Source organism: Pseudomonas putida NBRC 14164 (assembly GCF_000412675.1).
GTDB classification, from domain to species: Bacteria; Pseudomonadota; Gammaproteobacteria; order Pseudomonadales; family Pseudomonadaceae; genus Aquipseudomonas; species Aquipseudomonas putida.
Map to the genome: position 1 here is coordinate 1,200,164 of NC_021505.1, position 19,678 is coordinate 1,219,841.

The 19,678-nt window shown below is 62.7% G+C and carries 18 protein-coding genes; 8 read left to right on the plus strand and 10 right to left on the minus strand.

Annotation, left to right across the window (positions count from 1 at the left end):
• Positions 1 to 129 precede the first annotated feature (129 nt).
• Entirely contained in the window at positions 130 to 1,224 is a 1,095-nt protein-coding gene (gene apbC / locus PP4_RS05295; RefSeq protein ID WP_016498225.1) for an iron-sulfur cluster carrier protein ApbC, read from the plus strand.
• 244 nt (positions 1,225 to 1,468) lie between these two features.
• Complete coding sequence (locus tag PP4_RS05300; protein WP_016497637.1) at positions 1,469 to 2,422, plus strand: IS110 family transposase; 954 nt, start codon at positions 1,469 to 1,471, stop codon at positions 2,420 to 2,422.
• 158 nt (positions 2,423 to 2,580) lie between these two features.
• Here PP4_RS05300 and PP4_RS05305 read toward each other — a convergent pair whose 3' ends face one another.
• Positions 2,581 to 2,790 carry a cold-shock protein gene (locus PP4_RS05305; protein ID WP_012273869.1) on the minus strand — a complete coding sequence of 70 codons (210 nt, stop codon included), beginning with the start codon at positions 2,788 to 2,790 and terminating at the stop codon, positions 2,581 to 2,583.
• 328 nt (positions 2,791 to 3,118) lie between these two features.
• On the opposite strand from PP4_RS05305, the gene dcd reads away from it, so the two are divergent.
• Both dcd and PP4_RS05315 read left to right on the plus strand, forming a co-directional pair.
• Entirely contained in the window at positions 3,119 to 3,685 is a 567-nt protein-coding gene (gene dcd, locus PP4_RS05310; RefSeq protein ID WP_003258001.1) for a dCTP deaminase, read from the plus strand.
• Between the two features lie 94 nt (positions 3,686 to 3,779).
• On the plus strand, positions 3,780 to 4,007 hold the full coding sequence (locus tag PP4_RS05315; protein WP_016498226.1) for a hypothetical protein: 228 nt from the start codon (positions 3,780 to 3,782) through the stop codon (positions 4,005 to 4,007).
• A gap of 6 nt (positions 4,008 to 4,013) precedes the next feature.
• Here PP4_RS05315 and pdeM read toward each other — a convergent pair whose 3' ends face one another.
• The 7 genes from pdeM to PP4_RS05350 form a co-directional block, all read right to left on the minus strand.
• Entirely contained in the window at positions 4,014 to 4,664 is a 651-nt protein-coding gene (pdeM, locus tag PP4_RS05320; RefSeq protein ID WP_016498227.1) for a ligase-associated DNA damage response endonuclease PdeM, read from the minus strand.
• Entirely contained in the window at positions 4,661 to 7,114 is a 2,454-nt protein-coding gene (locus tag PP4_RS05325) for a ligase-associated DNA damage response DEXH box helicase (protein WP_016498228.1), read from the minus strand. Before PP4_RS05325 ends, pdeM begins: the two co-directional genes overlap by 4 nt.
• A 66-nt stretch (positions 7,115 to 7,180) precedes the next feature.
• Positions 7,181 to 8,296 carry a succinylglutamate desuccinylase/aspartoacylase family protein gene (locus PP4_RS05330; protein WP_016498229.1) on the minus strand — a complete coding sequence of 372 codons (1,116 nt, stop codon included), beginning with the start codon at positions 8,294 to 8,296 and terminating at the stop codon, positions 7,181 to 7,183.
• Between the two features lie 219 nt (positions 8,297 to 8,515).
• Positions 8,516 to 10,174: an ATP-dependent DNA ligase gene (locus PP4_RS05335; protein ID WP_016498230.1), complete on the minus strand. Its 1,659-nt coding sequence runs from the start codon at positions 10,172 to 10,174 to the stop codon at positions 8,516 to 8,518.
• Positions 10,171 to 11,187: a ligase-associated DNA damage response exonuclease gene (locus tag PP4_RS05340; RefSeq protein WP_016498231.1), complete on the minus strand. Its 1,017-nt coding sequence runs from the start codon at positions 11,185 to 11,187 to the stop codon at positions 10,171 to 10,173. Before PP4_RS05340 ends, PP4_RS05335 begins: the two co-directional genes overlap by 4 nt.
• A gap of 107 nt (positions 11,188 to 11,294) precedes the next feature.
• Positions 11,295 to 13,736 (minus strand): penicillin acylase family protein, encoded by a 2,442-nt coding sequence (locus PP4_RS05345; protein WP_016498232.1) that lies wholly within the window; start codon positions 13,734 to 13,736, stop codon positions 11,295 to 11,297.
• Positions 13,737 to 13,839: 103 nt separating this feature from the next.
• On the minus strand, positions 13,840 to 15,180 hold the full coding sequence (locus PP4_RS05350) for an aminotransferase-like domain-containing protein (RefSeq protein WP_016498233.1): 1,341 nt from the start codon (positions 15,178 to 15,180) through the stop codon (positions 13,840 to 13,842).
• 172 nt (positions 15,181 to 15,352) lie between these two features.
• On the opposite strand from PP4_RS05350, the gene PP4_RS05355 reads away from it, so the two are divergent.
• From PP4_RS05355 to PP4_RS05370, 4 genes are read left to right on the plus strand one after another with little or no spacing between them, the layout of a single operon-like run.
• Positions 15,353 to 16,066 (plus strand): serine O-acetyltransferase, encoded by a 714-nt coding sequence (locus PP4_RS05355; RefSeq protein ID WP_016498234.1) that lies wholly within the window; start codon positions 15,353 to 15,355, stop codon positions 16,064 to 16,066.
• Positions 16,063 to 16,851, plus strand: a complete 789-nt coding sequence (locus PP4_RS05360) for an alanyl-tRNA editing protein (protein WP_016498235.1) — start codon at positions 16,063 to 16,065, stop codon at positions 16,849 to 16,851. The genes PP4_RS05355 and PP4_RS05360 overlap by 4 nt, the downstream gene beginning before the upstream one ends.
• Positions 16,848 to 18,056: an MFS transporter gene (locus tag PP4_RS05365; RefSeq protein WP_016498236.1), complete on the plus strand. Its 1,209-nt coding sequence runs from the start codon at positions 16,848 to 16,850 to the stop codon at positions 18,054 to 18,056. The genes PP4_RS05360 and PP4_RS05365 overlap by 4 nt, the downstream gene beginning before the upstream one ends.
• A complete protein-coding gene (locus PP4_RS05370) occupies positions 18,053 to 18,955 on the plus strand; it encodes a pyridoxal-phosphate dependent enzyme (RefSeq protein ID WP_016498237.1) in 903 nt (300 codons plus the stop codon). The genes PP4_RS05365 and PP4_RS05370 overlap by 4 nt, the downstream gene beginning before the upstream one ends.
• 24 nt (positions 18,956 to 18,979) lie before the next feature.
• On the opposite strand, the gene PP4_RS05375 is transcribed toward PP4_RS05370, so the two are convergent.
• Positions 18,980 to 19,183 carry an SEC-C metal-binding domain-containing protein gene (locus PP4_RS05375; RefSeq protein ID WP_019471879.1) on the minus strand — a complete coding sequence of 68 codons (204 nt, stop codon included), beginning with the start codon at positions 19,181 to 19,183 and terminating at the stop codon, positions 18,980 to 18,982.
• Between the two features lie 7 nt (positions 19,184 to 19,190).
• Entirely contained in the window at positions 19,191 to 19,676 is a 486-nt protein-coding gene (locus PP4_RS05380) for an LEA type 2 family protein (RefSeq protein ID WP_016498239.1), read from the minus strand.
• Positions 19,677 to 19,678: the final 2 nt, after the last annotated feature.

Here is a 19,678-nt window from a genome sequence, read left to right on the forward strand (position 1 = left end):
GTAAAAATGAGGGTGATCGGCCACTATAAAGGGCTGGCGAAGATATTTCACCCCGCATGCGCATCTGCTGACGATTGACGGGTTAGGATAGGCGCCTGTTCTACATCAAGTTTGCCAATGGGAGTCTCCATGAGTGCCGTCACCCGTGCCGCCGTCGAAGGCGTGCTTCGCCAGTACACCGACCCCTACCTGAACCAGGACCCGGTCAGCGCCGGTTGCGTGCGCGCCATTGATATCCAGGGCGGGCAGGTCAGCGTGCAATTGCAGTTGGGGTATGCCGCCGGGCTGTTCAAGAGCGGCTGGGCCCAGGTGCTGCAGACCGCCATCGGCAACCTCGAGGGCGTCAGCAGCGCCCAGGTGTCGATCGATTGCCAGGTGGCCGCGCACAAGGCCCAGGCCCAGGTACCGGCCATGGCCAACGTCAAGAACATCATCGCCGTGGCCTCGGGCAAGGGTGGGGTAGGCAAGTCGACCACCGCGGCCAACCTGGCCTTGGCCTTGGCCCGCGAAGGCGCGCGCGTGGGTATTCTCGATGCCGACATCTACGGCCCAAGCCAGGGCGTGATGTTCGGTATTGCTGAAGGCACCCGCCCACAGATCCGTGACCAGAAGTGGTTTGTGCCGATCAAGGCCCATGGTGTGGAAGTCATGTCCATGGCGTTCCTAACCGACGACAATACGCCGATGGTCTGGCGAGGCCCGATGGTCTCCGGTGCGCTGCTGCAACTGGTGACCCAAACCGCCTGGGACGACCTGGATTACCTGGTGATCGACATGCCGCCGGGTACCGGCGATATCCAGCTGACGCTGGCGCAGAAAGTGCCGGTGGCCGGCTCTGTGATCGTCACCACTCCGCAGGACCTGGCGTTGCTGGATGCCAAGAAGGGCGTGGAGATGTTCCGCAAGGTCAACATCCCGGTGCTCGGGGTGGTCGAGAACATGGCCGTGCATATCTGTTCAAACTGTGGTCATGCCGAGCATCTGTTCGGCGAAGGCGGTGGTGAGAAGCTGGCGAGCCAGTATGGCGTCGACCTGCTGGCCTCGCTGCCGTTGTCGATGCTGATCCGCGAGCAGGCCGACAGCGGTAAGCCCACGGCGATTGCCGAGCCGGAAAGCCAGATTGCCATGGTCTATCAGGAACTGGCCCGCCAGGTGGGTGCACGGATCGTACTGCAGGAAGCAGCGGCACCGGCGATGCCGAGCATTACTATAAGCGAAGACTGATCTATGAGACCGAGTCGCCTTCTTCGCGGGTAAACCCGCTTGTATGGTTAGACTTGAAGGGGTGGTGGGACTAAATGCCCGATTCTGACTGTTCACAGCAGTACAGACCGTGGGAGACATCGCCCCACCCCTTCCACCAAAGCGCCGATAAAGAATGCATCGTTTGCAAACGACGATAGAAGCAAGCCAGCGCCTCTTGGTGAAACCCCTTCAAGCCAAAAAACCATAACGTGAGGAGGCTCCCGTGGCAATGCAGGTTGGCAAATTGATCGTCGGTGCGGATGTCGCGAAAGCTGAGTTAGTGATTCATCACGATGATCGCGATGAGATCATCAAGGTGAAAAATACCAAACCAGAAATCAAGAAATGGCTGAAGCAACAGCCTCTCAACACGGCAATTGCTGTTGAGGCGACCAATGTTTACCACCTGGACTTGGTTGAGCTGGCCCATAGCCTGGGTTTCGAGGTCTATGTCATTGATGGATTCCAACTGAGCAACTACCGCAAAAGCGTGGGTGTACGGGTAAAAACGGACCCCACTGATGCTCGGTTGTTGTCCCGTTTTTTGAGAAACGAGGGGGAAGACCTCCGCCCTTGGACTCCCCCTCCCGCCGTCTACGGCAAGCTTCAGAGCCTTCTGCGACGCCGAGCGGCCTTGGTGACTGCCCGCACGGCGATGACTCAGAGCTGGGCTAATGAAGCCCTTTTGAAAGCCGCCTTCACAACCTTTGTAAAATCGATAGACCGGCTGGATTTGTTGATCCAAAAGAAAATTAAAGAAGTGCTGCGCGAAGCAGGGCTGCACGAGCAAGTTGCTCGCTGCCAGGCGGTAGAGGGTATTGGGTTTCTCACGGCCACTGCCTTGGTAATGGCTTTTATGCGGGGCGAGTTCAAGAGCAGTGATTCGTACATTGCATTCCTGGGAATGGATCTACGAGTGATTGATTCTGGGCAGAAGAATGGACGTCGTCGCCTTACCAAGCGAGGCTGCTCAGAAATCCGTCGCCTGCTGCATAACGCGGCGATGTCAGCCAGCCGGACGGCCACTTGGAAAGGGCTCTACGAACAGCATCGCAATGCGGGTAAAGCAACAACCCAGGCGTTGGTAATCCTGGCCAGGAAGCTTGCACGAGTGGCATTCGCCCTGATGAAGAATCAGGACGAATATGTCACCAAGGGTGGGAAAGCGCCTTGCTGAAAACCATAGAATCTCCCACAGGTACGGCGCAGCCTTCAAATGCCGCGCGGACCTGTGGGAGCGGGTTTACCCGCGAAGAAAGCGACTCGGTCTTTCAGTCAGGCATAAAAAAACCCGCCAGAAGGCGGGTTTTTTTGAAAGCTAGGAAGCTAAATCGCTTAGGCGATCTGAACTTCTTCAGCCTGCATGCCTTTCTGGCCGCGGGTAGCGACGAAAGTAACAGCCTGGCCTTCTTTCAGGGTTTTGAAGCCGTCAGCTTGGATGGCTTTGAAGTGCACGAACAGGTCGTCGCCCGACTGAGGGGTGATGAAGCCGTAGCCTTTTTCATCGTTGAACCACTTAACGGTACCGTTTTGACGGTTGGACATTTTTCTGTCTCCTTGGACAATTTAAGAACGGTCAGGAAAAACCCTGCCCGGGACTGAGCGCAAAGAGAGCAGAAAATTCAGCGATGGGCCGATCAGGATCGTGCATCAAACTAGAGATTCTCGGTGTCACGTGCAGCACAGTGGCGCCACCTTACCCCACTTTCCGCAACCTGCCAATGGTCTGAAGATGCTTTAGGCAAATTCGGATCGACGGTGGCTGCAGCCTCCGCTTGGCGCGGGATGCGGCATAGAACTTTAACCTGGGCGCCGGGACCGGTAAGATGCGGATCACGATTTTTACCACGCAACTCTTCAGGACACCCCCGCCATGAGCATCAAATCGGACAAGTGGATTCGCCGCATGGCGCAGGAACACGGCATGATCGAACCGTTCGTCGAGCGCCAGGTGCGCGGCGAACAGGACAGCCGGGTCATTTCGTTCGGTGTCTCCAGCTATGGCTACGACGTGCGCTGCGCCGACGAATTCAAGGTTTTCACCAACATCAACTCGGCCACCGTCGACCCCAAGAACTTCGATGCCGGCAGCTTCGTCGATATCAAGAGCGACGTGTGCATCATCCCGCCGAACTCCTTCGCCCTGGCCCGCACCGTCGAGTACTTCCGCATTCCGCGTGACGTGCTGACCATCTGCCTGGGCAAGAGCACCTATGCCCGTTGCGGCATCATTGTCAACGTCACCCCGCTCGAGCCAGAGTGGGAAGGCCATGTGACGCTGGAGTTCTCCAACACCACCACGCTGCCGGCAAAAATTTACGCCAACGAAGGCGTGGCACAGATGCTGTTCCTGCAGTCTGACGAAGAGTGCGAAGTGTCCTACAAGGACCGTGGCGGCAAATACCAAGGCCAGCGCGGCGTTACCCTGCCACGTACCTGACCCGACAAACGCGGGGAATTCCCCGTGCCTTTGGCACTCCAACGCAGTAATGCCGGTGCGCATGATGTGCATCGGCCTTCGTCAGGAGCCGCCAATGAAACTCCATCCCGCAATCAGTGCCAAGCTGGCAGGCCTGCAGCCAAACCACATCGGGTTGTTGCCCTGGTCACTGCTGGCGCACCCGCTGCCGATGCAGGCGGGGGGCGTGCCCCATCAGCCTGATCCCGATACGCCACAGCCACCGGAACCGGGTGAAACGCAACCCATGGAGCCGGGTGAGCCAACGTTGCCGGACGAGCCGCCGCCAGCGCCTGTAGCCTGAGCACCGTTACAGCGCCCAGACCCGCCCTGCGCCGGCCAGGTATATCCTGCCGGTTGCGCCGGGTGCGATTGTCCAGCCGCCGGTGAATTCTCCGAATGCCGGTAGCAGGCTGACGCCTTCATCGATCAGGAAACATGGCAATCGCACGCGCTGGCGGGCCTTCCCGCGCAGGACGAATGCCGGGTGTACATGGCCTGCCAGCACCGGGTGCATCGTGTGGGGCCGGGGCTCGTGCTGTAGCGCAAACGGCTCCAGTATCCAGGGTTCGTCCTTTACTTCAATGCGCAGCGAAGCGGGTGGATCGCCAGCGTTGCGATCGTGGTTGCCGCGTATCAGCACGATATGCAGGTGCTCATGCCGCTCCCGCCACACCTGAAGCCTGGCCAGCGTTGCGGGGGCGCGGGCGGTGCGCGCATGGAGAAAGTCGCCCAGGACGATGAGTTGCTCGCAGTCGTGCACTGCCAGCAGGGCGTCTAGCCGGGCGAGGGTGGCTGCGGTGGTGCCGCGCGGTACTGGTTGATGCAGGGCGCGATAGCTGGCGGCCTTGCCGATGTGCAGGTCGGCAACCAGCAAGGCCCGGCGAGCAGGCCAGTAGATGGCCTTGTCGGCAAGCAGCCAAAGCGTCTGACCGCAATGCTCGATGGGTTGATGGGTCATTCTGGCCCGCCTGCCGCGCGTTCAAGTTCAGCGACCATCCGCGCAATGCGGTCCGCCAGTTTTTCGGTGCTCAGGGTCTCGCGCATGCCTTCCACCAGCAAGGCAAACGCCAACGGCCCTGGCCGTTTCAACCTACGCAAATCCAGTTGCAGGCCGTTCATTTTCAGCAAATGCCGATGCAGCCGTTCGATTTCCAGCTCCTCGCTCAGCACCTCATCCCGCGCCTGACCCAGCAGCAGATTCCCGGCGTCATGCTTGCGGAAAACCTCGTAGAACAGCCCACTGGACGCCTGGATCTGTCGGGTGCTTTTCTGCGCCGCCGGGTACCCGCCAAACACCAGCCCGGCTATCTGGGCGATCTCACGAAAGCGCCGCAACGCCATTTCTCCCGCATTCAGGCTGGCCAGCACATCTTCCAGCAATTGCCCGGTTGCAAGCGCCTGAGGTAAGTGCGCCGCCCAGTCCACGTTACCGGGGCTGAGCAGTTCGAACCCGTAATCGTTGACAGCAATGGACACCGACAGCGGCTGCACGTGGCTTACCCGCCAGGCGATCAGGTTGGCCAGGCCCAGGTTGGCCATGCGCCCGGCAAACGGGTACAGGAACAAATGCCAGCCCTGGCGGGATTTGAACGTCTCGGCCAGCAATGTGCCGGTGGTGGGCAACGCTGACCATTGGGCCTGTAGCGCCAGCAGCGGGCGCACCGCCCGCATCTCAGGGCCGTCGAAGCGTTCATGGGCTGCGGCATCGAGCTGTTCGACCAACGCGTCGGCCAGTTCGCTGGACAGCGGCATGCGCCCGCCATTCCAGCGCGCCACCGCAGCCTTGCGCGCAGTGCTGCGACGCACATACGCCGTCATGTTTTCCACGCGCACCAGTTCCAGCACGCGCCCGGCAAATACCAGCGTATCGCCGGGCCTCAGGCGGGAAATGAATGCCTCTTCAACACTGCCCAATGTCTTGCCCCCGCCGCCCTTGGACCAATATTTAAGTTGCAGGTTGGCATCGCTGACGATGGTGCCGATGCTCATGCGATGGCGCCGCGCCAGGCGCTCGCTGGCGACCCGGTAAATGCCATCGGCCTGGCGTTCGACGCGCTGGTAGTCCGGGTAGGCGCTGAGTGAGCCGCCGCCGTGGCAGACGAAGTCCAGGGCCCATTGCCACTGGCTGTCGCGCAATGCGGCGAACGCCCAGGTGCTGCGCACTTCGGCCAGTAGCTGTTCGGCGTCAAAGCCACTGCCCAGGGCCATGCTGACCAAATGCTGCACCAGCACGTCCATGCACAGCCGTGGCGAGACGCGCGCTTCGATGTGCCCGGCCGCAAGTGCCTGACGCGCCGCTGCGGCTTCCACCAGTTCCAGGCTGTGAGTGGGCACCAGGGTTATCCGCGAACGCCGCCCCGGTGCATGGCCGGAGCGGCCAGCCCGCTGCATCAGGCGGGCAATGCCCTTGGCCGAGCCGATTTGCAGCACCCGCTCCACTGGCAGGAAGTCCACCCCCAGATCCAGGCTGGACGTACAGACCACTGCCTTCAGGCTGCCCTGCTTGAGGCTGCGCTCGACCCAGTCCCGGGTTTCCCGGGCCAGCGAGGCATGGTGCAAGGCAATCAGCCCGGCCCAGTCGGGGCGGGCTTCAAGCAGGGCCTGGTACCAGAGTTCGGCCTGGGCACGGGTGTTGGTGAACACCAGGCAGCTGGCACTGGCATCGATCTCCTGGCTGACCTGGTCGAGCATCTTCAGGCCCATGTGGCCGGCCCACGGGAAGCGCTCGATTGCCGCCGGCAGCAGGGTATCGACCTGCAGCACCTTGTCCTGGCGGCCCTGCACCAGCAGGCCGCCTTGCGGCAGCAGCACCTCCAGCGCGTGTTGCAGGTTGCCAAGCGTGGCAGAGAGGCCCCATGTGGGCAGGTCGGGATGCCACTGGCGCAGGTGGGCCAGCGCCAGTTGCAGTTGTACACCGCGCTTGTTGCCCAGCAGTTCGTGCCATTCATCCACCACCACCAGGCGCAGCGTGGCGAAATCTTCGCGCGCCTGTGCCCGGGTCAGCAGCAAGGTCAGGCTTTCGGGGGTGGTGACCAGCACGCTGGGCAGGCGCCGTGCTTGCCGGGCGCGTTCGGCGCTGCCGGTGTCGCCGCTGCGCACGCCTACGCGCCAGGGCAGTTCAAGCTCATCGAGCGGCGCCTGCAAGGCGCGCGCAGTGTCGGCGGCCAAGGCCCGCATGGGCGTGACCCACACCACCTGCAAGGGCACAGGTTGGCTGCCCTGGGGCTTGGGCTTGAAAGCGCGAAGCGCGGCGAGCCACAGGGCGTAGGTCTTGCCGGCGCCGGTGCTGGCGTGCAGCAGGCCAGACTCTCCACGCTCGACAGCTGCCCACACGCGTCGCTGGAAAGCGAACGGCTTCCACCCTCGTTTGGCGAACCAGGCATTGGCAAGGTCGGTGGCGGCGGGCATGAGGCAGTGGTCCGTCGAAGGGTGTGCTTCTACAGACCATCTGCCAGGGGCAATGGTTTTACCGAATCAGTTGCCCAGCAAATAGCCGCTGCGGCACACCTGCTCGCCGGCCACATGGGCGATGACCATGCCAGCCGTTGCCATGCGTCGCACGCTGCGGGCGTACAGCAGGCCCGGCTGGCTGTTACGCACTGCGGTCACCCGGTCGCTGAGCGGGTCGATGATTTCTGCGATCAACTGGCCGGCTTCCAGGTGCTGCCCGGGTTTGGCGTGATACACCAGCAAGCCGCCGAGTGGGGTCGACACCGGTTCCACAGCGGCCAGCGGCGTGGCGGGGTGGAGCAAGGCTGGCAAGGAGGGGCTGGCGCCTTCGATTACACCCGCGTGGGTCAGGAAGTTGATTATCGCTTGGCAATCCTTGCTGGCCAGGTCATGACAGACATCCGCCTGGCCGCGCAACTCGACGGTCACCGAGCAGCAGCCCAGCGGAATCGGGAAGCGCTTGCCGAAGCGTTGTTGCAACTGCCACCAGACAAGGCTGAAGCATTCGTCGAACGACTGTCCGCCCGAGTCGGTGGCCAGCAGGCTGGCCTGGGCCCCAAGGTAGCGGGCCAGGGGCTCGATCTGCGGCCAAGCGTCTGGAGTGGTGTACAGGTGCTCGACCGCCTCGAAATCGCAGTGCAGGTCCAGCACCATGTCGGCGTCGCAGGCCAGCCGCTGCAGGATCAGGCGCTGGGCCTGCAGCGGTGTGCGGGCCGGGTGTGCGTCCAGCCCGCGGCGCAGGTATTCGCGGATAAGTGCGATGTTGTGGGCCGGGTCCTGGGTCAGGTGTTCTTCGATCTGGTCGCCGATGCTGTCCGACAGGTCGACGAAATTGCGGTTGAAGTTCTCGCCGCTTTGCAGTTCGAAGCGCCCCAGTGGCGCATCCAGCAGCACTTGCTCCAGGCCGACCGGGTTGGCCACCGGTACCAGGATGATTTCACGTTGCAGGCGGCCTTGTTGTTCAAGTTCCGCCAGGCGGCGTTTGAGGTGCCAGGCCACCAGCATGCCCGGTAGCTCGTCGGCGTGCAGCGAGGCCTGTATATAGACCTTGCCACCACCGCGGGGGCCGAAGTGAAAGCTGTGCAGTTGGCGGGTAATGCCCGGAACGGGTGAGAGCAGGTCGTGTGTTGAATGGTGCATGGTGGTCCTGGGTGCGTGGCGAATACGGTCTGCGACACGGGTCGGCACAAAGATAGAAGCATAGTTTTTGGCCTTGCGCCTCCTCGCTTTCGCTCCGGTCACCGCGCAGGCTTCTTCGCGGGCACGCCCGCTCCCACAGGTACTGTGCAGGATCCGGGTCTGGCGCGGTAACCTGTGGGAGCGGGCATGCCCGCGAAGAGGCCGGGGGCCGGAATCGCCTCAGGCCAGCAATGCCTGCAAGGTCGCCAGGTCATCTGCCTCTTCCACCGGCTTGTCCAGCCGCCAGCGCAGCATGCGCGGAAAGCGCACGGCGATGCCGCTTTTATGGCGTTTCGATAATGCGATGCCTTCGAAGCCCAGTTCGAACACCAACGTCGGCGTCACACTGCGCACCGGGCCGAAGGTTTCCACCGTGGTCTTGCGGATAATGGCGTCGACCTTGCGCATTTCTTCGTCACTGAGCCCGGAGTAGGCCTTGGCAAAGGGCACCAGTGCGCGCCCCGGGGTGCCGGCCGGTGCGTCCCACACGGCGAAGGTGTAGTCGCTGTACAGGCTGGCCCGCCGGCCGTGGCCGCGCTGGGCATATATCAGCACGGCATCGACGCTGAACGGGTCGATCTTCCACTTCCACCAGATACCCATATCCTTGGTACGCCCAACGCCGTACAAGGCTTCACGTTGCTTGAGCATCAGGCCCTCGACACCCAGGCTGCGTGATTGCTCGCGCTGGCGGGCGAGGTCAGCCCAGTCCGGGCCATCAAGCAGGGGCGAAAGCAGCACCGGGGCCAGTGGGTGGTCTTCCACCAACCGTTCCAGCTGCCGGCGGCGCTCGTGCTGCGGCCGGTTGCGCCAGTCCTCGCCTTGCCACTCCAGCAGGTCGTAGGCTTGCAGGACCACCGGGGCATCGCTCAGCAATTTTTTGCCCAGCGTCTTGCGACCGATGCGCTGCTGTAACAGGGCAAAAGGCTGGACGGCCAGTTCAGCGGGGGTATCGCCTGGCTTCCATACCAGGATTTCACCGTCCAGCACCACGCCATCGGGTAACGTCTGCGCCAGGCTGTGCAGCTCGGGGAAGCGTTCGGTAACCAGCTCTTCGCCACGCGACCAGACCCACAGTTGGCCCTCGCGCTTGACCACCTGGGCGCGAATGCCGTCCCATTTCCACTCGATCTGCCAGGCACTTGGCGGCCCAAGCAGTGTGTCGAACTGTTCCGTTGGCGCTTGCAGCGGGTGCGCCAGGAAGAACGGGTAGGGCTGGCCGCCGCGCTGGCTGTGTTCATCGGCCGACTCGGCGGCAACCAGCCTCTGGTAGCTGGCCGCCGTTGGGCGGTGGCTGATATCGGTATAGCCGACCATCCGCTGGGCGACGCGTTTGGCGTCAAGCCCGGCCAGTTGTGCCAGGGCGCGGGTGACCAGCAGCTTGGACACGCCCACGCGAAAACTGCCCGTGATCAGCTTCAGGCACAGCATCAGGCTGGGGCGGTCCAGCTGCGCCCACAGTGGCTGCAGGCGCTGCTGAACCTGCTCAGGCGATAGCCCCCGCAGCGGCAGCAAATACTGCTCCACCCAGGTGGCAAGGCCTTCATTGCTGCCATCGGCGTGTACGGGCACCAACAGCGAAATGGTTTCGGCCAGGTCACCGACTGCCTGGTAGCTCTCTTCAAAGAGCCAGTCCGGTAACCCGGCCTCTGCCGTTGCCTGTTCGCGTAACACGCGCGTGGGCACCAGCTGGCGCGGGCGCCCGCCGGCCAGAAAGTACACGGCCCAGGCCGCATCCCCGGCGGGGGCACTGGCGAAATAGTCGCGCAGGGCCTCAAGCTTGGCATTGCTGGACGTGGTCGCGTCCAGGCGCAGGTACAACGTGGCGAAGGCTTTCATGGTGCAGGTTCGGTAGTGGCGACGTCGTCCTCGTCGCCGTACTCGGTGGCGAAGGCGCGGGCATCAAGGCCTTGTTCGTTGAGGTAGCGCACCAGCACATTGACCGAGCCGTGGGTAACCATCACCCGTTCGGCGCCGGTCTCGCCGATTGCCCACAGCAGGCCGGGCCAGTCGGCATGGTCCGAGAGCACGAAGCCCCGGTCCACGCCGCGCCGTCGGCGGGCGCCGCGCAACAGCATCCAGCCGCTGGCGAAGGCGTCGCTGTACTCGCCGAAGCGGCGCATCCAGCTGCTGCCACCGGCCGAGGGTGGTGCCAGGACCAGCGCCTGGCGCAGCAAAGGGTCGTTGCGCGGGATATCGCCGGCATAGTGGGTCTGCGGCAGGTGTATACCGGCGTCCCGGTACACCCGGTTGAGCGGCTCGACGGCGCCATGCACGAGGATCGGGCCGATGCTGGGGTCCAGCCCATGCAGAATGCGCTGGGCCTTGCCGAAGGCATAGCAGAACAGCACGCTGGCCTTGCCCTGTTCGCTGTTGGCCCGCCACCAGGCATTGATGCCGGCGAAGATCTCACCCTGGCTTGGCCAGCGGTAGATAGGCAGGCCGAAGGTCGATTCGGTGATGAAGGTGTGGCACGGCACCGGTTCGAAGGGGGTGCAGGTGCCATCGGGCTCTACCTTGTAGTCCCCAGAGGCGACCCAGACTTGGCCCTGATGCTCCAGGCGCACCTGCGCCGAGCCCAGCACATGCCCGGCCGGGTGCAGGCTCAGGGTCACACCATGGTGTATCAGGCGCTCGCCATAGGGCAGGGTCTGCAAATTGATACCCTGGCCCAGGCGGCTGCGCAGGATACCGGCGCCGGGGCTGGCGGTCAGATAATGGCCATTGCCGGTGCGTGCATGGTCACCGTGGCCATGCGTGATCACGGCGCGGTCCACGGGCCGCCAAGGGTCTATGTAGAAATCACCGGGCGGGCAGTACAGGCCTTCAGGGCGGGCGATGACGAGGTCCATGGCATGGGCGCCGGTTTGGAGTTACCAGTTAGGAGCCACGCGGGTGAAGGGAAGTTCGACAGGAAATGGTTGGGGCTGCCAAGCAGCCCCAAAGCAGGCAATGCCGTTTATTTGCCGGGCACCAACGTAAGCCGCGGGTTGCCATACGCCCTGGCGAAGTTCTGCGGCTGTAGCGGCAGGCTCATGAAGCGCCCTTTGAACCAGGCATCCAGCCCGTCGCTGTAGTGCGCGCTGGCAGGGTTGCCGGACTGGCCGCTGCTGGTCAGCACCTGCAAAGGTTCGGCCTGGCCGAAGTCGACGATCATCCGCGCCGAGGCGGGCAGACGGGTGTCGAAGTCGCTGCCCCAGGCGTACGGCGTGAGGGCCAGGGTCGTGAAATCGCCGCCAGCGGCCAGCGGCGAACGGCTGGTGGCATCGCCCAGGCCATGGTAGGCCGGTGCCGGCCAGCGGTACTGGTGCAGCTTGCCCCACTGCCAGGCGCGGCGGTCGGCACCCAGTTGTGCGTTGCCGGCATCCACCGCGCCAGCCAGGCTGCGGGCGAGGATGGTGGGTTTGTCTTCTTTCTGCGGGGTGCTGCGGTCATCCCAGAACGGGCTGTCGTCGCGCCCCAGCAGGTGATCGGCCTGCGCCGAGAACGACAACCGGGCATTGCTGACGAACGCCTGCCACGCCGGGCCGGACTCCGGGCCGAGGTCGTCGAGGAACGTTTGCCGTGCAACTTCCTGGAGAAACAGCTCGTACAGCGCTGCGTCAGCCGACACCGGGCTCAGACGGCCGTCGAAAGCTTTCAGCCGGGCCAGCGCGTCTTTGGCCTTGTCGCGCTGTGCGGCGGGCAGGGTATCGATCGCCTGTTTCAGTGGCTGGGCCATGCCAGGGGCATCGAACATCTGCTTGAGCTTGGCGGCCAGCAGGGTCACCTGGTCGTTCTGCAGGGCCATCAGGCTGCGGCTGTCGTGGCGGCCATTGCCGGCCAGCTGGGCCAGGCGTTCAGCGCGTTCCGGGTAGTACCAGGTGCTGGACAACTGCATCCCATAACCACGTGGCAGGCTGCGCTGGTTGGCGTGGCCGATCCAGCCGGCGGGTGGGTCCTGGTCGTAGGGGTGCAGCATTGGGTCGGCATAGCCGTCCCAGTCATAGCGCCCGTCCCAGCCCGGCGAGGGCAGCAGGCCCTGGCCTTCGCGGCGGTTGGGGTAACGGCCGCTGACCTGCCAGCCGATATGGTCGGGCTCGGCGAAGACGAAGTTGAGGGCGGCGGCGGTCACTTCACGGGTGCTGTCGAAGGCGCGCTCGACGTTCTTGGCACGGGTCAGGTCAAACAGTGCATCCAGGCTGCGGTCGCCCTTGAACTGTGGCAGGTTCAGCGCCAGGCCCAGGCTGGCGTTATCAGGTTGGGCCAGCAGGGTCCCGTGGCGGGTGTCGTACATCACCTCGCGCAGCGGGCGCTGGCCGCGGACGAAGAAGGTTTCGCTACGGGCGCGGGCCGGCAGCCATTTGCCATCGGCGAGGTAGGTCAGCTGGCTGCCCTGCCGACGCAGTTGCTCCAGGTACAGGTCCTGGTTGTCGGCCATCACGGCGCTGCTGCTCCAGGCCAGCTTGCCGTTGTAGCCAGCCAGCACGATCGGCAGGCCGGGCAACGACAGGCCGGCAACCTGGTACTTGCCCGTGTGGATTTGCACCGGGCTCAGGGCCCAGGCGGCGCGGCTGTCGCTGGCCAGCAGGCTCTTGCCACTGCGGCTGCGCTGCGGGCCCAGCGCCAGGTTGGCAGAGCCCGGGCTGCCGAGCAGGTCAAGGTCGGCCAGTTTCTGGCTGGCGGCCGCCAGCGCTGGCAGGCCCGGCAACTGGCTGGCCAGGTTCAGGCCCTTGAGTTTGTCCACTTCCGTTTCGGCCAACGGCTCATCCGGTGCTCCGGGCAGCAACCAGGCCAGCTTGTCGCTGCCGGCTTTCTGCGCCAGGGTCAGGGCGCTCAGTTCTTCCTGCAGGTTCACCGACTGGCTGAACGCGTACAGGCAGAAGATCAGCGCCGAGTCTTCGGGCTTCCAGTACTCGGGGCGATAGCCGCTGTTGGCAAGGTCGGCCGGCAGCTTGTCGCGGTAGCGGAACAGGTAGGCGTTGACCCCGCGCGCATATACTTCGAAGAAGCGCTTGAGCCGTGGCGATGCGTCGGCGTATTGCTGGGCGGCGCTCTGCTTGAGGTTGGCAGCGCGCATCAGGCGGTCGATGTCCAGCGCGTCGCTGCCGGCCAGTTCGGCCAGGCGGCCTTGGGCGAGCAGGCGCATGGCGACCATCTGTTCGATACGGTCGCCCGCGTGCACGTAGCCCAGGCTGAACAGCGCATCATGGAAGCTGCTGCTTTCGATCAATGGCGCGCCCATGGCGTTGCGGCGGATCGAGACGTTCTGCGCCAGGCCTTTGAGCGGCTGCACGCCGCTGGTCGGTGGCACGCTGTCCTGGTGGCCGCCCGTCTGGCAGCCGGCCAGCCCGAGCATGCCGAGCAGCGTGGCGGCGGTTGCAAACCGCAGGCGGAAGGGAGGAAAGGCGGGGGCGGCCATGACAAGGGCTCCTGCAAGGCGAGGCGGGTTTCGAAAGGCGCTAAGGTAGTAAGCGCGCAGGCGCCGTGCAAGGTCCTGTGTCGGTTTATTTGCCTGCGCGGGCTCAAACGTTGAAGTGGTCTGCCAGCGTGTCGGAAAAATGCGTGCAATTGATACGCGCATAGCGTCGGTAGTCACGGGTGACCGCGAATGCAGAGCCAGGCATCAGCAGAATCTTGTGCTGCTCCAGTTTGCGCACCAGAGGTTGCAGGTCGGGCAGGTCCGGGTGGTAGACCCAGAGGAACATGCCCCCTTGCGGCGCGATCTCGAACTGCCAGCCGCGCTCGAGCAACAATCGTTGGGTCTGGACTTGCTGCCGGATCAGGCGCTGCTGTACATCCTTCATGTGCCGGGCATAGGTGCCGTCCGACAATATGGTGTTGACGAAGCGCTCGCAAAACGCAGGCACGGCCACGCAGGTCAGCAGTTTCAGGCGGGTCAGCGGTTCTATCAGGTCTTGCGAGCAGGCGATGAAGCCCACGCGCAACGAGGCGGACAGGCATTTGGAAAAACTGCCGATGTAGATGACCCGGTCAAGGTTGTCCAGCTCGGCGAAGGTCTGGCGCACGGCAGGGCTGAAGTCGCCATACACATCATCCTCGACCACGTAGAACTCGTGCTCCACCGCCAGGCGTAGCACGCTGAAGGCGTTGTGCGGGCTGATGTTGCTGCCGGTCGGGTTGTGGAAGGTGCTGTTGCAGAAGAACGCTCTGACCTTGTGGATGGCCAGGTAGCGCCGCATTTCCTCCACATCCGGCCCGTCCTGGGTCCGCCGGATACCGACGACGTGCCCACCCGCCAGCTGGATCAGCTTGATCAGGTTGCCGTTGCCCGGCTCGTCGACGAACACGTGGTCGCCTGGCTTGATCAGCAACCGGGCTACCAGGTCCAGGCCTTGCGTGGCGCCCAGGGTGGTCAGCAACTGGTTGGGGCGGGCTTCGACACGGGTCAGCCGTTTCATGTGCACGCACAGCTGTTTGCGCATGGGCAGGTAACCCTGGATGTCGCCGTACTCTGCCAGCGAGCTTTGCTCCAGCCGCGCGGTGCGACGAATCGCCTTGGCCAGCAGCTCGGTGTCGCGCCACGCCGGCGGCAGCCAGCCGCTGCCCAGTTTGGTGTAGTGCTGCCCGCCCTGCAGCAGCCGGAACAGCGGATCGCCGGCCATGCACTCGGGCTCGTGGATCACGCTCGTCTGCCGGCTGCGGTTGGCGACGAAGTAGCCGCGGCCGGGCGAGGCCGTCAACACACCTTCGCTGACCAGCTGGGCATACGCCGATACCACGTCGTGGTAACTGAAATCGACAGCGGCCGTGAGTTTGCGAATGGAGGGCATGCGTTGCCCTGGCGACCACTCGCCTGCATCCAGGCGCTGTTTCAACAGGTGATGAAGGCTGGAGGGGTTCATGGCAGGTCCGAAACCGTTAGAAAAAAAAGCCTAACAGTTAACGGAAATGCTTGTCGACTGTTCGTTTGCAAATGGCCAGTACCTGCCACTATCCCCTTGTCGGAACTTTCGGCTGCCAGCAAAGGCGGCACTTTTAGCGTCTGTGCAGACCAGACAACTGGATATCAAGCCCATGCATACTATGGACATGCAATCTGCCGTCATTGCCAGGCTCCCTTTGCCTGACGAACTGGCGTCATTCAAAGTAGTCAAGAATCTTGTGACCTCGGCGTTATTGGAATGCTGTTCAATCGACGAGTTCGAAGCGCTGAAAGAAACACTGATTATTGAAAGTGTTTCCGAACAGGCCCATGCCGACTTGCAGGCCTTTGCCCAAAAAGATCCAGCGGCTGGCCGCGACCTGGTATTTATTGCAAGAACTTACACCTCTTATTCTGCGGTTTTGCACTATCGGCTTGCCCACTGGGTCTACTGCAATACGGCTTCTACCTACGGTGCTGGCGGCCAGTGCCTGGCCGCCATGATCTCCAGGCGCGGAAAAATGCTCTCGGGGGCGGAGATTCATTTCCGCAGCCGTATCGGTGCGCGCTTCATCATCGATCACGGCATGGGCACCGTCATTGGTGAAACATCGACCATTGGTGACGATTGCTACGTGCTGGGCGGCGTCACCCTGGGCGCCCGGGGTATCAGTGACAACCCTTCGAGCCCCAGGCACCCGACCTTGGGCAACCGGGTACAGATCGGCGCGTTCGCCAGTGTGCTGGGTGCTATCCACGTCGGCGACGGCGCCTTCATCGGGCCGGGCTGCATCATTACCAAAGACGTCCCTGCCGCTGCCCGTGTGCAGGTAAAAACATCACTGCAGGTGGTATTGGAACCATGAATTCCCTGAATTATGAAGTGTTGCGCAATACCGAGAAACTTTATTACAAGGACCAATACCTGGCGGGTGCGAATACTCAAGTAACGCGGGTACACAGTGACGGTATCGAATTGCAGAGTACCGTGGCCTATCCCGAAGGTGGCGGCCAGGAAGCTGACGTCGGCACGATTGAACTACCGATAGGCACTGTGCGCTTTGTCTGGGTTAAAAAACTCTACGGTAGCCCTATTCGCCTGGAAGGTTTCAAAGGCGGAAAACTGGGCGGCATCATTATTCACAGCCTGCACCCTGATGACTTGCACCTGCTGGATGAAGTCACCGTTGGCATGCCGGCCCGCGTCACTATAGATATTGACCGACGCGAACGGTTGACGCTGTCTCACAGTGCCAGTCACTTCCTGTATGCCGCCGCCATCAGCCTGCGTGAAGAACTGAAACAGTGGACCATCGGCTGCCATATCAAGGAAGACTCGGCGCGTTTCGACTTTCTGGTCGAAGACGCATTCACTGCCGAAGACGTGGTGGAGATAGAACGGCGCGCAAATGAGCTGATCGCCTGCGATGCGCCCATCGAACACTACGCGGTGCAGGGCCTGGAAGACGCGCGCCTGTGGACCTACAACGGCATCGAAATCCCGTGTGGTGGCACACACCTTGAGTCGCCTCGGCGGATCGGGCGCGTGTCCGTGCGCCGCAAACGCCTGGGCAAAGGCAAAGAGCGGCTGATCTGCGTGTTCCCGGATGCCGAAATCGATGTTTCCACCTATCACGAGCCTGCGCTATGAACAGCACACTCCCGCGGCGTACCTACCTGTACTTCACCGCACAGTCGATCAACCTGACGACCGCTGTCATGTCCGTGACCATGGCCGCCATCGTCGGGGCCGCATTGGCGCCGGCTGCTGCGTGGTCCACCGTGCCCTACGGGTTCCAGTTTCTCTGCCTGATGCTGGCAACGTACCCGGTCTCCAGGTTGATGAGCCGTATCGGTCGCAAGAAAGCCTTCATGCTGGGGTCGATCCCCTTGGCGGCTTCTGGTGTCAGCGGTTATCTGGCCGTGGAATACCAGCACTTCCAGCTGCTGGTACTGAGCCATTCAGCGTTGGGCGTTTACATCGCCTTCGCCAACTTCAACCGCTTCGCGGCCACTGACAACCTGGCCCAGAGCCTCAAGCCCAAGGCCCTTTCACTGGTGGTGGCGGGGGGCGTGATTGCAGCCGTGGTGGGGCCGACTCTGACCGAGTGGCTGAGGGACGTGGGTGGGTACCCGCTATTTTCGCTGTGCTATGCCTCGTTTGTTGGCCTTGCGCTGATGTCGCTGTTGATTGCCGTTTGCCTGCCCGACGATGCCGGCATCGCCAAAGCCAGTCAGCACGCGGAAAAATCGGCCACTCCCCGCGAACCGTTCAGCCCGTCGGTGAAAGTTGCCATGGCGGTTGCGGCGCTGAGCTACGGGATCATGAACCTGCTCATGATTCAGGCATCGATGCACATGAAACACATGCATGAGGACTTCTCTGATGTCCGCCTGGCCATCCAGTGGCATGTGGTTGCCATGTTTGCACCGTCATTCTTTACCGGCGCAATCATTCAGAAGCTGGGCATCAAGACCACCATCTGTGCCGGGCTGGCACTGTTGATCGGTTGCTCGGCGCTGAATATCTGGTCGCACAGCTACGCCATGATGACCCTGGCGCTGATTGCCCTCGGGCTGGGCTGGAACCTCACGTATGTGGGCGGCGGCGCATTGCTGGCCCAGTCGCTGCAAAACAGCCCGGCAGCGATGCAGATGCAGGGCAAGAACGACCTCGCCATTGCCATTCTGGCAACCGTCGGTGCGTTCAGCCCTTCGCTGTTGCTGAGTACGGTTGGCTGGGATGGCACCAATGCCATTTGCATGGCCCTTTGCATCGGTTTGCTCTTCGCCACTGCCGGCCTGCTGCAGAACAAGGCCTGCCTGCACACGTCAATGGAAGGTAGCCGCAAATGAGCGAGCTCATCAGCGTCAGCGAACGCATCTACACCAAACTGGAAATGAACAATCCAGGCGGCAGCCACAAATACCGGGCAGCCCGGCACATTGTCGAGCATGCCCTGCGCAACGGCGACATCATCCCGGGTGTGACCACGGTCATTGAAAAAACCGGCGGCAGTTTCGGTTTCGGCTTGCTGGCGGCCTGCCACAAGTATCAGGTGGCCGTGGAACTGGCGGTAGGGCTTGGCTTCAGCCAGACCAAACGGGATTTGCTGGAGTGTTTTGGTGCCAGGCTGATCGGCAAAGAGATGCTGGTGGCCGGCGCCACACCCAAGGATGTCGTGATGCATCACCTGGAGAACCAGGCCGCACTGGGCAAGTCCTATTTCTACACCGATCAATTCAACAACCCGGTGGGCATTGAAGCCCATCGTTACCAGACGGCCAGTGAGCTTGCCGTGCAATTGACCAACATCGGGGCCGGGCGGGAAATCCTGTTTGTCGGCTGCGCCGGCACTGGCGCAAGTTTCACAGGCATTACCCTGGGGCTGAAGGACCACGGTTTTGACGTTTCGACGGTGTTGGTCGACCCCAGCGGTTGTGATTCAAGGGCGGGCGTGTTCACGGACCATCGCTTTGAAGGCATGGCGGTGGGTGTTTGCCCACCCTTCATGGACTGGTCGCTGGTGGACGAACGGGCTCAGGTGCAGCACGCCGAAATGCTGGCCGCACAGCGCTGGTTCTACATGCAAAGTGGCATTTTCGTGGGGAATACCGCCGCAGCCTGCCTCGCTGTTGCCCAGCGCATGGCACAGCACCCGCGGTATGCCGCGACCACCCTGGTCACCATCGCCTATGACGCGGGGCTCTGGTACCAGGACTTGCTGGGGGCGACCCGGCGAAAGGCCGCGTAGCAGCTTTTTAATCGAGCCAGTCGATCAGGCGCCGTGGCACTTCTTGAACTTTTTCTCGCTACCGCACGGGCAAGGGTCGTTACGGCCAACGTCCTTCAGGGCGTTGCGTACCGGCTCCTGGTGGCCGTGGTTGCAGTGCGGGCCGTGTACATGGCCATGATCGTGGTGGTGGTCATGATCATGGTCGTGGTTGCAGTCAGGGCCATGAACGTGGGGTTGTTGGGACATTGCAGGGTTACTCCGGGATGTGATCGCCGGGGATTATCTCACCACTGCGCGATAAGTGCAGGTCCCGATGGATGACCAACCCGGTCGCCAGTTCGCCCTGCAAGGTGTAATGCAGCGGCTGCCTGCTTTTGAGCAGCTTGGCCAGTGGCTTGAGGTGCTGCCACAGGTTGGTGCGCGCGGTGATCTTGAAGGTGCGCCGGGCGTGCCCGCCCACGCTGCGCCAGACACTGGCTTCGTCCTGCACCAGCAGCAGGTCGTTGAGGCGTATTGCATACGACAGGTTGCGGATGAACAGGCGGCTGTCATTGGGGTTGTCGACCCGTAGGTGCAGCACGAACTCCTGCTCCAGCAACCTGGCCTTGACCGTTTCGACCTCGACCAGGTGCACTTCGGGTTCGCGCCAGTCGTCACCCCCCCAACTGGCACAGCCCGCCAGCAAGGCCAGGCATGCGATCAGTGTGCAGGGCAGCAGCAGGCGGGCGCGGGCCATCATGC

What these genes read in the sequence shown, in the direction of transcription:
- PP4_RS05360 (WP_016498235.1), top strand. Translation starts at nt 16,063, where the DNA reads ATGAATTCCCTGAATTATGAAGTGTTGCGCAATACCGAGAAACTTTAT.
- pdeM (WP_016498227.1), bottom strand. Translation starts at nt 4,664, where the DNA reads ATGACCCATCAACCCATCGAGCATTGCGGTCAGACGCTTTGGCTGCTT.
- PP4_RS05325 (WP_016498228.1), bottom strand. Translation starts at nt 7,114, where the DNA reads ATGCCCGCCGCCACCGACCTTGCCAATGCCTGGTTCGCCAAACGAGGG.
- PP4_RS05335 (WP_016498230.1), bottom strand. Translation starts at nt 10,174, where the DNA reads ATGAAAGCCTTCGCCACGTTGTACCTGCGCCTGGACGCGACCACGTCC.
- PP4_RS05340 (WP_016498231.1), bottom strand. Translation starts at nt 11,187, where the DNA reads ATGGACCTCGTCATCGCCCGCCCTGAAGGCCTGTACTGCCCGCCCGGT.
- PP4_RS05345 (WP_016498232.1), bottom strand. Translation starts at nt 13,736, where the DNA reads ATGGCCGCCCCCGCCTTTCCTCCCTTCCGCCTGCGGTTTGCAACCGCC.
- PP4_RS05305 (WP_012273869.1), bottom strand. Translation starts at nt 2,790, where the DNA reads ATGTCCAACCGTCAAAACGGTACCGTTAAGTGGTTCAACGATGAAAAA.
- PP4_RS05365 (WP_016498236.1), top strand. Translation starts at nt 16,848, where the DNA reads ATGAACAGCACACTCCCGCGGCGTACCTACCTGTACTTCACCGCACAG.
- PP4_RS05330 (WP_016498229.1), bottom strand. Translation starts at nt 8,296, where the DNA reads ATGCACCATTCAACACACGACCTGCTCTCACCCGTTCCGGGCATTACC.
- PP4_RS05350 (WP_016498233.1), bottom strand. Translation starts at nt 15,180, where the DNA reads ATGAACCCCTCCAGCCTTCATCACCTGTTGAAACAGCGCCTGGATGCA.
- PP4_RS05380 (WP_016498239.1), bottom strand. Translation starts at nt 19,676, where the DNA reads ATGATGGCCCGCGCCCGCCTGCTGCTGCCCTGCACACTGATCGCATGC.
- PP4_RS05375 (WP_019471879.1), bottom strand. Translation starts at nt 19,183, where the DNA reads ATGTCCCAACAACCCCACGTTCATGGCCCTGACTGCAACCACGACCAT.
- PP4_RS05370 (WP_016498237.1), top strand. Translation starts at nt 18,053, where the DNA reads ATGAGCGAGCTCATCAGCGTCAGCGAACGCATCTACACCAAACTGGAA.
- apbC (WP_016498225.1), top strand. Translation starts at nt 130, where the DNA reads ATGAGTGCCGTCACCCGTGCCGCCGTCGAAGGCGTGCTTCGCCAGTAC.
- PP4_RS05315 (WP_016498226.1), top strand. Translation starts at nt 3,780, where the DNA reads ATGAAACTCCATCCCGCAATCAGTGCCAAGCTGGCAGGCCTGCAGCCA.
- dcd (WP_003258001.1), top strand. Translation starts at nt 3,119, where the DNA reads ATGAGCATCAAATCGGACAAGTGGATTCGCCGCATGGCGCAGGAACAC.
- PP4_RS05355 (WP_016498234.1), top strand. Translation starts at nt 15,353, where the DNA reads ATGCATACTATGGACATGCAATCTGCCGTCATTGCCAGGCTCCCTTTG.